General features: G+C 33.5%; 10 protein-coding genes and 3 pseudogenes. 8 read left to right on the top strand and 5 right to left on the bottom strand.

The annotated features are described in order from the left end of the window. Positions 1-60: 60 nt before the first annotated feature. The 4 genes and pseudogenes from P5P89_RS04715 to P5P89_RS04700 form a co-directional block, all read right to left on the bottom strand. Positions 61-1,890, bottom strand: a complete 1,830-nt coding sequence (locus tag P5P89_RS04715; protein WP_278010959.1) for an ABC transporter ATP-binding protein — start codon at positions 1,888-1,890, stop codon at positions 61-63. Positions 1,891-2,085: 195 nt separating this feature from the next. After that, positions 2,086-3,812, bottom strand: a pseudogene (locus P5P89_RS04710) (phospho-sugar mutase). A gap of 142 nt (positions 3,813-3,954) precedes the next feature. Beyond that, positions 3,955-4,910 (bottom strand): annotated as a pseudogene (locus tag P5P89_RS04705) (glycosyltransferase family 2 protein). Next, a complete protein-coding gene (locus P5P89_RS04700) occupies positions 4,911-5,447 on the bottom strand; it encodes a DUF4199 domain-containing protein (RefSeq protein ID WP_278010958.1) in 537 nt (178 codons plus the stop codon). It abuts the pseudogene before it with no gap. A gap of 248 nt (positions 5,448-5,695) precedes the next feature. On the opposite strand from P5P89_RS04700, the gene P5P89_RS04695 reads away from it, so the two are divergent. The 6 genes from P5P89_RS04695 (at position 5,696) to P5P89_RS04670 (ending at position 10,877) form a co-directional block, all read left to right on the top strand. Beyond that, complete coding sequence (locus tag P5P89_RS04695) at positions 5,696-5,950, top strand: type B 50S ribosomal protein L31 (protein WP_011921626.1); 255 nt, start codon at positions 5,696-5,698, stop codon at positions 5,948-5,950. A 141-nt stretch (positions 5,951-6,091) separates the two neighbouring features. After that, positions 6,092-6,667 carry a Crp/Fnr family transcriptional regulator gene (locus tag P5P89_RS04690; protein ID WP_278010957.1) on the top strand — a complete coding sequence of 192 codons (576 nt, stop codon included), beginning with the start codon at positions 6,092-6,094 and terminating at the stop codon, positions 6,665-6,667. Positions 6,668-6,720: 53 nt separating this feature from the next. Continuing rightward, positions 6,721-7,140 (top strand): tautomerase family protein, encoded by a 420-nt coding sequence (locus P5P89_RS04685; protein WP_278010956.1) that lies wholly within the window; start codon positions 6,721-6,723, stop codon positions 7,138-7,140. Positions 7,141-7,146: 6 nt separating this feature from the next. Then, complete coding sequence (locus P5P89_RS04680; protein ID WP_278010955.1) at positions 7,147-7,674, top strand: Cif family virulence factor; 528 nt, start codon at positions 7,147-7,149, stop codon at positions 7,672-7,674. A 127-nt stretch (positions 7,675-7,801) separates the two neighbouring features. Further along, positions 7,802-8,977, top strand: a complete 1,176-nt coding sequence (locus P5P89_RS04675) for a GlmU family protein (protein WP_278010954.1) — start codon at positions 7,802-7,804, stop codon at positions 8,975-8,977. A gap of 265 nt (positions 8,978-9,242) precedes the next feature. Further along, the gene (locus P5P89_RS04670; RefSeq protein WP_278010953.1) at positions 9,243-10,877 is read left to right on the top strand and encodes an ABC-F family ATP-binding cassette domain-containing protein; all 1,635 of its coding nucleotides are present in this window, start codon (positions 9,243-9,245) and stop codon (positions 10,875-10,877) included. A gap of 76 nt (positions 10,878-10,953) precedes the next feature. On the opposite strand, the gene P5P89_RS04665 is transcribed toward P5P89_RS04670, so the two are convergent. Beyond that, the gene (locus P5P89_RS04665) at positions 10,954-12,414 is read right to left on the bottom strand and encodes a S41 family peptidase (protein ID WP_278010952.1); all 1,461 of its coding nucleotides are present in this window, start codon (positions 12,412-12,414) and stop codon (positions 10,954-10,956) included. 231 nt (positions 12,415-12,645) lie between these two features. Between P5P89_RS04665 and P5P89_RS04660 the strand changes: the two are divergent. Together P5P89_RS04660 and P5P89_RS04655 are read left to right on the top strand one after the other, a co-directional pair. Beyond that, positions 12,646-13,154: pseudogene (locus tag P5P89_RS04660) on the top strand (RNA polymerase sigma factor). Then, positions 13,141-13,599, top strand: a complete 459-nt coding sequence (locus P5P89_RS04655; RefSeq protein WP_278010951.1) for a hypothetical protein — start codon at positions 13,141-13,143, stop codon at positions 13,597-13,599. The pseudogene P5P89_RS04660 and the gene P5P89_RS04655 overlap by 14 nt, the downstream one beginning before the upstream one ends. Positions 13,600-13,657 lie beyond the last annotated feature (58 nt).

Below are 13,657 nucleotides of genomic sequence, written 5' to 3'. Positions count from 1 at the left end.
AAAATCAGTTTTAATGTTTCCTTAATCTGTGTGAATTATGTGGTAGTGGAGAGTTGTGTCTTAAGATTCAAAAGACTGCATTGTTACCAGTTTGTTGTAAGTGCCGTTTTGTGCAATTAATTCTTCATGGGTTCCCTGTTCTACAATTCGACCTTTTTGCATTACAACAATTACGTCAGCTTTTTGAATCGTAGAGAGGCGGTGAGCAATAACAATTGAAGTTCTGTTCTGCATCATATTTTCAAGTGCCACCTGAACAAATTTTTCGCTTTCGGTATCCAGCGCTGATGTTGCTTCATCCAGAATCATAATAGGCGGGTTCTTAAGTACCGCACGTGCAATAGACAAACGTTGCTTTTGCCCGCCGGATAATTTGTTTCCGCTGTCGCCAATGTTGGTGTAAATTCCTAGAGGCAATTCTTTTACGAATTCAAAAGCGTTGGCTATTTTTAAAGCTTCAATGATTTCGTCATCGGTAGCATCTAATTTTCCTAAGGCAATATTAGCTTTGATAGTATCATTAAATAAAATGCTGTCCTGGGTAACCAAGCCCATTAAACTTCTTAGGGACTGGAGATTAATTTCTTTTATGTTTACCCCGTCAATAGAAATAGATCCGTCGTTAACATCATAAAAGCGGGTCAGCAGGTTTGCGATTGTACTCTTTCCGCTTCCTGATTGTCCAACCAGGGCAACGGTCTGGCCTTTTTTGATTTCAAGTGAAAAGTCTTTTAAAACCGTCTCATTTTCATATTTAAAATTGATGTTTTGAACACTGATATTATGGTCAAAACTTGTTTTTTCCAGTGCTTTAGGTTGGGTAGCAATTGTATTTTCCTGTTCTAAAATTTCTAATACCCTATCAGCAGCAGCATTTCCTCTTTTTACAGCATAAGAAGCTTTTGAGATTGATTTTGCAGGGGTAAGGATGTTGTAAGCAAGCCCCATATAAGCAATAAATGATGCGCCATCCAGTGTTTTTTCAATCAAAACCATTTGTCCTCCGTACCATAATAAAATAGTAATAACCATGATGCCCATAAATTCACTCGCTGGAGAAGCTAAATTCTGGCGATGTCCAATGCTGTTTGATAATTTAAAAAATCGTTCAGTTGAATTTTTAAACATAGTATTGAAATAATTCTCAGCATTATATCCCTTTACTACTTTTAATCCTCCAATAGTTTCTTCAATAGTTGATAAAAAAGTTCCTTGTTCCTGTTGTGCTTTACTGGATTTCTTTTTAAGCTGTTTTCCAATTAATGAAATTATATACCCTGAAACCGGAATGAACACAAAAACAAATAAAGTTAGTTTAGTGCTTATGATTAACATAGCAATGATAGTGAAAATAATGGTTAAAGGTTCTTTCACAATAAGCTCCAATATGGCTAAAAAAGAAGTCTGAACCTCATTTACGTCTGCAGAAATTCTCGAAATAACATCTCCTTTTCGTTTTTCAGAAAAAAAAGCCAATGGCAATTCAAGTGTTTTTTCATACATCGCATTTCGGATATCTTTCAATACGCCATTTCGTAAATAAGTAACAAAAAACATAGCCAGGTAATCAGCCAGGTTTTTTAATAAAAAAATAGAAATAATGATGGCTACCATAACAGAAAGTACAAAACCGGGATTGTTTTGGTCAGTATTCATTGTGATATAATAGCTTAAGTAGTTTTCCCCATATTCTTTTATATGCGAAATACCTTCGTAAGTAGGCATGACAGTGTTTCTTTTTGTTTTGTCAAATAAAACCTGAATCATAGGAATTAATGCCATGAAAGAAAGGGTGCTGAAAAGCGCATATAAAACATTAAAAAAAATGTTCAGATAGGCATATTTTTTATAGGGGTAGATAAAAGGTAGTATTTTTTTGAAATTACTCATTTATTATTTTGATATTGATTTCTTTATACAGCCATAACATTGAAGTTTTTTGGCAGGGATTTTTTTACCGCACAAAATTAGTCGAATTAGCACGTTTTTAATTTCTTTTTGCTTTTTTTTATAAAAAAAAAGCTCTGATTTGCATTGATAAAATACAAATCAGAGCTTATGAAAATCTATTCTTAGTTTGTTGTGTTAACTTAATTGCATATCTGCAATGATATTCTGTATTTTTTGGTCTAAGAATTTTTCAGCTTCATCAAAGTCCAGAACCGATTCGATTTCAGCATTCACGCTGATGTAGAATTTGATTTTCGGTTCTGTTCCGCTTGGTCTTGCGCAAATTTTTGAGCCGTCTTCTGTGTAATAAATCAAAACATTTGATTTTGGCATATCCATTACAGATTCCTCACCTGTCAGTAAATTCAAAGCAACAGACGACTGGTAATCCTCGACCATAATTACTCTTTGATTATTAATTTCTTTCAATGGGTTTTCTCTTAAATTAATCATCATCTGATTAATTTCTTCAAGGCCTTCAATCCCTTTTTTGGTTAAAGAAACCAAATATTCTTTGTAGAAACCATTCTCCACATAAAGCTGTAAAAGTTCTTTGTAAACAGAGCTTCCGGCTGCTTTTGCCTGAGCAGCAACTTCGCAGATTAATAAGGTTGCAGCAACAGCATCTTTATCACGAACAGCATCACCAACCATAAAACCAAAGCTTTCCTCGCCGCCACCAATAAATTCCAGTTCAGGGAAATCCTTGATCATTTTGGCAATCCATTTAAAGCCAGTCAGACCCACTTTACATTCAACACCATAGCTAGTTGCCAGTTCCATAATCATTGGAGTTGAAACAATAGTAGAACCAACAAATTGTTTTCCGTTGATTTTGCCTGCTTTTTCCATTGTTTCAAAAGGAAAGAAGTCATCAAAACCATGGTTTGATTCCCGTTTAGCAAAATCATTTTGCCATCGTTATTACGAACAGCAACTCCTAGACGGTCACAGTCAGGATCCGTTCCTACGACAATATCGGAGTTTGTTTTGTCTGCCAAAGCCAAAGCCATAGTCAGTGCTTCCGGTTCTTCAGGATTTGGAGATTTAACAGTAGGGAAATTTCCATCAGGAACAGCCTGCTCGGGAACAATATGGACATTTTTATAGCCAGCCTCAGATAAAGTGTCAGGAATTGATTTTATAGAAGTCCCGTGCAATGAAGTGAAAACAATGTGCAGATTGTCTTTGGCTTCAGCCGGAGTATTAAAACTTGCGTTTTCGATAGATGATTTTACGAAAGCTTTGTCAATTTCGGTATCAATATACTGAATCAGACTTTCATCAGCATTAAATTTGATCTTATCATAAGTAAGGCTTTCAATTACTTTAATGATAGCAGCATCTTCAGGAGGAACAATCTGGCCTCCGTCCTGCCAGTACACTTTATAGCCATTATATTCTGGTGGGTTGTGAGAAGCAGTCAATACAATTCCGCATTGGCAGCTTAAATATTTAAGTGCAAAAGATAATTCAGGCGTTGGACGCAAATCAGAAAACAAATAAACCTGAATTCCGTTTGCAGAAAAGACATCGGCCACTACTTTTGCCAGCGTGTTACTGTTGTGACGACAGTCGTAAGCAATAACTACTTTTATGGGCTGATTAGGGAAAACTTCATGCAGGTAATCAGAAAGTCCCTGCGTGTTTTTTCCAAGTGTGTATTTGTTGATGCGATTGTTTCCAATTCCCATAACACCGCGCATTCCCCCGGTTCCAAACTCCAGGTTTTTATAAAAACTTTCCTCAAGTTCTTTTGGCGATGTGGTCATTAATTCCTTAACTGCATCTTGTGTTTCTTTGTCAAATGTTGGCGTAAGCCACTCGTTTACGGCGTCTAAAATATTAGGTGCTATATTCATGTAACTAATTTTTTTTAAATGTTTAATTAAAGATAGGAATTTTTCAGGAGCTAATCCTGCTGTTCACTATATCTTTTGTGTCCCGATAGCTATCGGGACCACCACAAAAGGATGCCGTTCCCATCAGGGCTAGGGCATTACGTTAAAAATTAACCTCTCGGGCAACTTTATATCGGGCTTCATTGCTTTTAGTGCGCAAAATAATTTCACCTAAAAATCCAGCCAAAAATAACTGAGTTCCCAGAATCATTGTAGTCAGGGCAATATAAAACCATGGGTTGTTTGTAACAAGGCTGTATTTCATTCCGTTATACATATGGTATAGTTTAGAAATACCAATGTATCCCGCTGCTAAAAATCCGATGATGAACATTAAAGAACCCATAGCACCAAATAAGTGCATTGGCCTTTTTCCGAATCTTGATAAAAACCAAATTGTAATTAAATCAAGGAATCCGTTTATAAAACGTTCCATTCCAAATTTGGTTTCGCCGTATTTTCTGGCTTGGTGTATTACTACTTTTTCACCGATTTTTCCAAATCCGGCATTTTTAGCCAAAACCGGAATATACCGGTGCATTTCGCCTGAAACTTCTATGTTTTTTACAACAACATTTTTGTAGGCTTTCAGGCCACAATTAAAATCGTTTAGTTCAACACCTGAGGTTTTTCTGGCAGCCCAGTTAAATAATTTCGAAGGCAGGTTTTTTGCCACAACCGAGTCGTATCTTTTTTCTTCCAGCCTGAAACTAAATCGTACTTTTGAGCGGTAATCATTTCGTACAATCCCGGAATTTCATCAGGACTATCCTGTAAATCTGCATCCATGGTAATAATTACGTCACCCTGAGCTTTTGCAAAACCGGCATGCAATGCCTGCGATTTTCCGAAATTTTTCATAAAACGAATCCCTTTTACATTCGGGTTTTCATTAGAGAAACTTTCGATAATATTCCACGAATTATCTGTACTACCGTCATCCACAAAAATGATTTCATAAGAGTAATTGTTGGATTGCATCACTTTAATAATCCATGAGTAGAGTTCTTTTAGTGATTCCTCTTCGTTTAGAAGCGGTATAAGTATAGATAAATTCATTTATTTTTTATTCTTGTGTAGTTTTGCTTTTAAAAATGCAGCTAAAATCAGGCCTAAAATAGAGTAAAGCGCAATACTGAAACCTAATCCTTTAAGCTGCTCTAAAGTGGAAAAAGGGCTGGTTTCTTTCATCTTTGCTAGTGTTTCGTTTATAGCAGAAGCAGGTGTTCCGAATTTTTGAAGCGTTTCAGCCATGTATTTTATAAGATGTTCACTTATAACTTCTTTTGCATCAGGGTCAATTACATTAAATAAAATAACACTAAATGTTGTTGAGATTAAAAGAGCAATCAGAATGGTGATAAAATAGGTTGTAAATGCATCTTTGAAAGAAAATAATCCATTTATTTCTTTTTTTGTTTTTGTTAGTAATACAATGCCGGTTACTACAAAAATGATAAATGTTGAGGCTCCAATCCAGCCAGAAACAAATAATTTTAGATCAATTGCATAAATTGTAGCTGTAATTAATGCTGAAATAATGCCTAAAATAATTCCATAAGTAATCCCATTCTTCTTTATAACTTCATTAATCATATTTTCTATATGTTTAAAATTAATCCACAAATATAGCAATTCCCCCTATAATCGAATATAAAAAAAGCTTTTTGAATTTAACTAAAAAAAGCAGGCTAAGTATTTGTTTATTAAAAAAGAATTGTAAATTTGCACACTCAAAAATAATTAAATTTTTAAACAAAAAAGAGTATTCATTATTTACACCTTTTTCTAACCATGAAAAAGCTTCAAAATAAAAATGCTCTAAACAATAAATAAAAAGAAAGATGAAAAAAGGAATCCACCCGGAAAATTACAGATTAGTAGCATTTAAAGACATGTCAAACGATGACGTTTTTATCACTAAATCTACTGCAGATACAAAAGAGACAATTGAAGTTGACGGAGTTGAGTATCCAGTTGTAAAAATGGAGATTTCAAGAACATCTCACCCTTTTTATACTGGTAAATCTAAACTTATCGATACTGCAGGACGTATTGACAAGTTCAAAACTAAATATGCAAAACACGCTAAAAAATAATAGCTGTTTAAAATTATACAGAAGCCTTCCGTCCGGAAGGCTTTTTTTATGCTTTTTTCTTAAGTGGAATGCCTGATAAGATGATTTTGACTAAATAATTAATCTTTATCTTTGGAATAGAATTTATCTTAATCAAAAGTAATGGAGTTTCTAAAAGATATTTTTATTGATAAACTGGGACTGGAAATGCTTCATTTAGAAAAGTTTATTAGTTTAACCAGGACAAAGAAATTAAAGAAAAAAGATTTTCTGATTAAGGAAGGGGCTGTTTGCGAATTCATAGGATTTGTCGTTTCTGGAAAACTTAGGTCTTATGTTCAAAATGAGGAACAGGAATTTAATAATGATTTTTATCTTCAAAATAGTCTCGTAACGGCTTACACCAGTTATCTGACACAAAACCCAACGAATTGCAATATCGAAGCTTTGGCTGATACGGAAATTTTATATATTACGAATAAGCAATTTAATGCGTTGATTGAAGAAGATGTTCTTTTTTTGAAATTAGCAAAATATATTTCAGATGTTTTCTTCATTAAAAAATGCAAACGCGAAACTTCATTTCTGAAAAACTCTGCAACAGAAAGATTTGTGCAACTTTGTAAAGCCTATCCCGGAATCGAACAGGAAATTTCGCAATACCATATTGCATCTTATTTAGGAATAAAACCGGAATCATTAAGTCGCATTAAACTCTTAACATACATCAATAAATAAGTGTAGTTTTAAATTGAATTTTGTACTTCAATAATCAATAAAATATTTGAAGTATGCCAGCAATTCATCTTAAAGTCAGTGGTAAGGAAAACCCTGCGTTAGCAAAAGAACTTGTAAAAACTATTAGCGGCCTCACAAATGAAATTCTCCACAAAAGGCCTGAAATTACAGTTGTAACTGTATCCTTTATTCCGGATTATCTATGGTTTGTAAATTCAGAATCTTTAGCTGAATTAAAAAAGAACAGCTTCTTTTTGACGATCAAGATTTCAGATTCTACAAATCTAAAAGACGACAAAGCAAAATATATAGAAGCTTTACACAAATCACTGTCAGATGTAATTGGGAATATTCATCCGGTGAGTTATACTGCTATTGAGGAAATGAAGGCAGATGCTTATGGTTATGAAGGACTAACCATAGAGTATAAAATCATCAATAATAAGATTTCAAATTTTAGAAAAGAAAAATAAACAGGGATGGGAAAAATAAAAATGATGTTGATCTTACTTTTAATGGTGTTTCCTTTTTACGGTCAGGAAAAAGAGGATGATAAGAAAATAATAGCCTCAATTATTGATACCTATTCGAAAAGTGTTATAGTAAAAGATTCTATTTCGTTTTACAGTTTATTTAATGATAAAAACGTAACCTGGTGCGCAGGATATAAAGACCGGACTCAGGCCAAAGAAATTGAAGTAAAAGGAGAAGTAAAAGCGGGCAGCAATTATTTTTCGGGATCATACAAAGGATTTTTGAGAGGTCTGTTCAGATATAAGTCTGCTGAAGATAAGTTTGATAATATTAAAATCGTTGAAGACGGAACTGTAGCTTCAGTCACAATGGATTATAGCTTTTGGGTAGATGGTAAAATGAAAAATTGGGGCAGTAAGTATTTGAATATTATCAAAAGAGATGGAAAATGGAAGATTGTAAGTGTGATTTATTCCTTAGAACTGATAGAATATTTTAAACAACCGACACTTAAAGAGCGACAAAGAAAATAAGTTGTGTTGTAAATTTTGAATACTTGTTTCTTTCAGCAAAAAACATATTTATTGTTACAAATAAAATATTGTAACTTTGAATCTGATAACCAAATCAAGATTTTAACAAGTACCAAATTTATTGTTTATGAACTACATTCTTTTTGACGGTCCCGTTCGGAATGCTTTATTACCTTTTACTTTTACAAGACCTGTGGCTGATATTCTAATCGGAATTATGACGATTCGTCAAAAATGGGAAGCTCGTTTGGGGTCAACTATTACTACAATTACAGAAGAATATTTATCTGATAAATTTCCAATGGTGGAGATGGAGGAAAATATTATGATAAATGCTGCGTATTTGCCAAATGATACACTTGTCGAAATGATTTCTGATTTAAAGGAAAATCAGGCAATCTTTAAAGGAGATGATGTTATAGCTTTTTTTACTACTGAAAATCAGGATGAAGTTGATTTTGATTTGTATGAAATTATTCATTACGATCAGGAATGTTTAACCGTTGAACATACATGGGATATTTTCTCTAAAAATGATGCTGCCATTCGCGCCGACTTTGATTATCTAACTGAAGATCGAAAATCACAGCTCATTCCGAAAAGTGTCAATGTTATTTCTCCAGAAAACATTTTTATTGAAGAAGGGGCAAAACTGGAATTTGTAACTTTGAATGCCTCAACCGGACCAATATATATAGGTAAGAATGCTGAAATTATGGAGGGAGCCGTAATTCGTGGCCCTTTTGCTTTATGCGAAAATGCACAGGTTAAACTGAATGCAAAAGTGTATGGAGCCACAACGGTTGGACCAGGATCCAGAATAGGAGGGGAAGTTAAAAACGCTGTTCTTTTTGCGAATTCAAATAAGGGGCATGATGGTTTTTTGGGCGATTCTGTTTTAGGTGAATGGTGTAATATTGGGGCTGACAGTAATAATTCAAACCTGAAAAATAATTATGAAGAGGTAAAATTATGGAGTTACGAAACAGAAGGCTTTGCTAAAACAGGACTTCAGTTTTGTGGTTTAATGATGGGGGATCACAGTAAATGCGGTATAAATACGATGTTTAATACAGGTACAGTAGTAGGAGTGAGTGCCAATATTTTTGGATCTGGTTTTCCACGCAATTTTGTTCCAAGTTTTTCATGGGGCGGTGCTGCCGGCTTTACCACTTATATCACCAAAAAAGCTTTTGAAACAGCTAAATTAGTAATGGGAAGAAGAAATATCGAATTTGATGAAACTGAAGCTGCCATCTTAGAACATGTTTTTGAACAAACTAAAAAATGGAGAAAAGATTAAATTAATTAGATAATTAGATAATTTGTCAATTAGATGATTTTAAAACCGATATTTACTTTGTGAAATATCGGTTTTGTGTTTAAAGCAGAAAGTAATTATCTTATTATCTAATTGATATATTTTCTAATTCCTACATTAACACATTTCCAAAATTATCTAATTATCTAATTGCCACATTCTCTAATTAAATCTATCTTTGCGGCTTCAAAAAAATACCTGCGCAGAAAATCAAAAGTCTAAGCAGTCTAAAATCTAAAGATCTAACATGATTACAGTTAACGATATTTCGGTTCAGTTTGGTGGAACTACACTTTTTAGCGATGTTTCTTTTGCTATCAATGAAAATGATAAAATTGCCCTTATGGGTAAAAATGGTGCGGGAAAATCGACACTTTTAAAAATAATTGCAGGTCAAAGTAAACCTTCTACCGGAAATATTTCTGCGCCTAAAGAAGCTGTTGTTGCTTATCTTCCTCAACACTTGCTTACAGAAGACGGTGCAACTGTTATGGAAGAAGCGTCAAAAGCTTTTGGTGAGATTTTTAGTATGAAAGCAGAAATCGATGAAATAAACGAGCAGTTAACTATCCGTACCGATTATGAAAGTGATGCTTACATGAAATTAATTGAGAGAGTTTCTGATTTAAGTGAGAAATTCTATGCGATTGAAGAAGTGAATTATGAAGCTGAAGTAGAAAAAATATTAGTTGGTTTAGGATTTGAAAGAGAAGATTTTACACGCCAGACTTCTGAATTTTCAGGAGGTTGGAGAATGCGTATCGAACTGGCTAAGATTTTATTAAGAAAACCCGATTTGATTCTTTTAGATGAACCTACCAACCACATGGATATTGAAAGTATTCAATGGCTGGAAGAATTTCTTTTAAATCAGGCAAAAGCAGTTGTGGTAATCTCGCATGATAGAGCTTTCGTAGATAATATTACCAATCGTACTATTGAAGTTACAATGGGAAGGATTTATGATTACAAGGCCAAATATTCCCATTATTTGGAACTCAGAAAAGACAGACGAATACATCAGCAAAAAGCATACGACGAACAACAGAAATTCATAGCAGATAATCAGGCTTTTATTGATAGATTTCGTGGGACTTTCTCGAAAACAGATGCTGTTCAGTCTCGTGTAAAAATGTTAGAAAAACTAGAAATCATTCAGGTTGATGAGGTCGATACTTCTGCATTGCGATTGAAATTCCCACCGGCTGCACGTTCTGGACAATATCCTGTTATAGTAAAAGAAATGTCAAAATCTTATGGCGATCATGTAGTTTTTAAAGATGCTAATATTGTGATTGAAAGAGGTCAGAAAGTAGCTTTTGTTGGAAAAAATGGTGAAGGAAAATCAACCATGATCAAAGCGATTATGAAAGAGATTGGTGTTGATTCAGGAAGTGTAGAAATTGGACATAATTCTCAGATTGGATATTTTGCTCAAAATCAGGCAGCATTATTAGATGAAAATGCGACGATTTTTGAGACCATTGATGGTATTGCCGTTGGAGATATAAGAACGCAGATCAAAAATATCTTAGGAGCGTTTATGTTTCAGGGGGACGATATTACCAAAAAAGTAAAAGTACTCTCAGGAGGTGAAAAAACGCGTCTAGCGATGATTAAATTATTGTTGGAGCCAGTAAACTTGTTGATTCTGGATGAACCTTCAAATCATCTAGATATGAAGACGAAGGATATTATCAAAGATGCATTGCGTGATTTTGACGGAACATTAATCCTTGTTTCGCATGATCGTGATTTCCTTGACGGATTAGCAACTAAAGTTTTCGAATTTGGAAACAAACGAGTAAAAGAACATTTTGAAGATGTTGCCGGTTTCTTAGCACATAAGAAAATGGATTCAATGAGAGAAATTGAAAAGTAATAACTAGATTTTTTTAAATAAAAATGCCCCAATAGTATTTGACTTTGGGGCATTTAATTTTTCGGTGTATTTTATTCTAATTTTTTAAGGGGCTATCTATATACATTTCTCTTCCAAAACGGCGAAGTGATTTAGAATCTGCGAAATAAGGAAGAGCTGGACCTTTTTCTAATTGTACTCTTTTTGATGCTGAACCTGTAATTCTTGAGATAGCGAGATTTAACAAAGGTTCAGAAGGATCGCCTAATACGCCATAAGTAAAAACGGATTCGGGTTGTTGAAAGTTAGGTGTTAGTCCGCTGGTATAATCTCCAAAATTATCTTTATTTGTAATTTTAAATACCAAAGGCTGCATAGCATATTTATGAGTCGGATTTACTTTGTTTTTTGATAAAGTTTCAGAATCATAAACAGTAAAAGATCCAACGTTTTTACCAACAGTAGTTTCGCCAATTTGTATTACATTGATGTATGCTTTCAAACCATTTACAACCAATTCGCTTGCAGAAGCAGTGCTTTCGGTTGTTATGATATAAACAGTATTTAAATTTAAACTATTTAAAGCTGCACCACTACCTGTCTTGTCGGTATATCTTTCGTAAAACGATTCTAACTGATCATTATTTAGGTCCTTCATTATTTTAGAATTATATTCTCTTTTTGAAAATATCTGACCTTTAAATTGTCCGGTAATCATACTTGCTAATAATGTTGCTGAATGAACAGAACCACCACCATTATATCTTAAGTCTAAAACTAAATCTGTAACTCCTGATGTTTTTAATTGTGAGAAAGCCTGATTCAGTGCGTCGTCGTATTCATTATAAAAGCCATTGTACATTAAATAACCAATTTTATGATTTCCTGAAGTTATTGTTTTGTTGACTAAGATTGGATTTTCTTCTAAAACTGTTTTAGTTAGGGAAACAGATTTGCCGTTTAAAACGAAAGCACTGCCGGTATAATCGGCAAGATTTAAAGTATAACTATCAGAATTTAAAAGCAACGACTCGTAGTTAGAAATAGTAAGTACAGTTCCGTTAACACTAGTGAAAAAGTCTCCACGCTTTATGCTTTTGCCAGATGCGTCTGAGTTAGGAATGATGTATCTGATATAGCCTACTAAATTGTTTGATCCGGTAGATTGTCTGCTTAATCTAAAATCAATACCACTGTTTTTTGTAATTCCGTTTAATTCCTGTTCCAAAACAGTATAGTCATCCACAATCCAGCTAAAACGATCAATAGCGCCTCCATTAGGATATTTGCTTATTGGTTTATTTAATAAATCCTGAAAAAGATCTTCCGGTTTTGAATATCCTTTTAAAAAGGAATCAAATTCTTCCGGACTGGCAAAACGGTTGTCAGCTAAATTTGGAACATCGGTTTGCCATAAATAAACCTCATTCAGTCCTCTCCATATAAAATTATTTATTTGTAGATCTTTTGGAGTTGTTACATCATCGCTATCTTCACAAGATTGCAGGCTAAATGCTGTTAAAAACATTAAAACTAAAATTCTCGATACTTTTTTCATAAAACGGGGTTTCAATATAGAATAAACGTAAAAATAGTATCTTTAGTTTTAACTATAATAAATGTGCAGTTTTTTTTACAATATTTTTTTAAGCTTATTTTGTAACAAAAATAATAGTGACTCGTCTTGATAATATGAACCAATCAATATGTTTGTTTTTTTAATATAATTGGTTAAATATTGATGGAAATATGTGAAGAATTGCCTAAGACTCATCATTAATAGCAAAATATGAACCAGGTTGCATTTATAGAATTAATAAATCCTTTTAAAGACAAAGTTTTTCGTCTGGCAAAGAGATTATTAACCAGCACTGAAGAAGCTGAAGATGCAACTCAGGAAGTAATGGTGAAATTATGGAACAAAAAAGACAATTTAGCCGCTTATAACAGTATCGAAGCAGTAGCGATGACCATGACAAAAAATTATTGTCTGGATCAGTTAAAGTCTAAAAGAGCAGATAATCTTAAAATAGTGCATAATAATTTTACGGATAGTGACCCTTTATTAGATAAAAAACTGGAAGATTCGGATTGTCTGGAATGGGTTGAAAAAATAATAAGCCAATTGCCTGAGCAGCTACAAATCCTAATTCAGCTACGCGATGTTGAGCAATATGAGTTTGATGAAATTGCCAAAATTGTCAATATGAATGAAACAGCTATCAGGGTAGCACTTTCAAGAGCAAGAAAAAAATACGGGAAGCCATGGTTAATACACACGGATATGGAATTAAATAAAATAGAAAAAATATTAGAAAAATACTTTCAGGGAGAAACTACTATTGCTGAAGAAAATGAATTAAAAGAATACTTTTCTTCTTCAAATGTTGCGCAGCATTTGGAGCAATACAAATCTATGTTTGGTTATTTCTCTCAAGTAAAAGAACAAAGGTCAATGCAGGAAATTCCACTACAAACTAAAAAACGAAATGTGGCGTGGTTATCAATTGCGGCTTCTGCTGTTGTTTTACTCGGAATTGGAACCTTTTTTTATTTGAGCAAAAAAACTACAACACCTGTTGTAGCCCAATCAGAATTAGGGACTTATGATAATCCTGAAAAAGCCTTTGCCGAAACGCAAAAAGCTTTGGCTCTATTGTCAAACCATGTTAATGTAGGTATTGAAAGTGTTCAATACATTAAAGAATACGAACAATCAAAAAATAAAGTTTTTAAACAATAATTAAAAAATATAGAAATGAAATCAATGATTAAGGAATATAGAAAAGAGAGTAAAAAAG

The sequence above is a fragment of the Flavobacterium gyeonganense genome (assembly GCF_029625295.1).
Taxonomy (GTDB): Bacteria; Bacteroidota; Bacteroidia; order Flavobacteriales; family Flavobacteriaceae; genus Flavobacterium; species Flavobacterium gyeonganense.
Note: the sequence above shows the minus strand (reverse complement) of the source record. Positions and strands in the feature narration are given on the sequence as shown.

Coding starts and splice junctions, on each gene's coding strand:
- P5P89_RS04695 (WP_011921626.1), top strand. CDS start 5,696: ATGAAAAAAGGAATCCACCCGGAAAATTACAGATTAGTAGCATTTAAA.
- P5P89_RS04680 (WP_278010955.1), top strand. CDS start 7,147: ATGGGAAAAATAAAAATGATGTTGATCTTACTTTTAATGGTGTTTCCT.
- P5P89_RS04715 (WP_278010959.1), bottom strand. CDS start 1,890: ATGAGTAATTTCAAAAAAATACTACCTTTTATCTACCCCTATAAAAAA.
- P5P89_RS04675 (WP_278010954.1), top strand. CDS start 7,802: ATGAACTACATTCTTTTTGACGGTCCCGTTCGGAATGCTTTATTACCT.
- P5P89_RS04655 (WP_278010951.1), top strand. CDS start 13,141: ATGGAATTAAATAAAATAGAAAAAATATTAGAAAAATACTTTCAGGGA.
- P5P89_RS04690 (WP_278010957.1), top strand. CDS start 6,092: ATGGAGTTTCTAAAAGATATTTTTATTGATAAACTGGGACTGGAAATG.
- P5P89_RS04685 (WP_278010956.1), top strand. CDS start 6,721: ATGCCAGCAATTCATCTTAAAGTCAGTGGTAAGGAAAACCCTGCGTTA.
- P5P89_RS04665 (WP_278010952.1), bottom strand. CDS start 12,414: ATGAAAAAAGTATCGAGAATTTTAGTTTTAATGTTTTTAACAGCATTT.
- P5P89_RS04670 (WP_278010953.1), top strand. CDS start 9,243: ATGATTACAGTTAACGATATTTCGGTTCAGTTTGGTGGAACTACACTT.
- P5P89_RS04700 (WP_278010958.1), bottom strand. CDS start 5,447: ATGATTAATGAAGTTATAAAGAAGAATGGGATTACTTATGGAATTATT.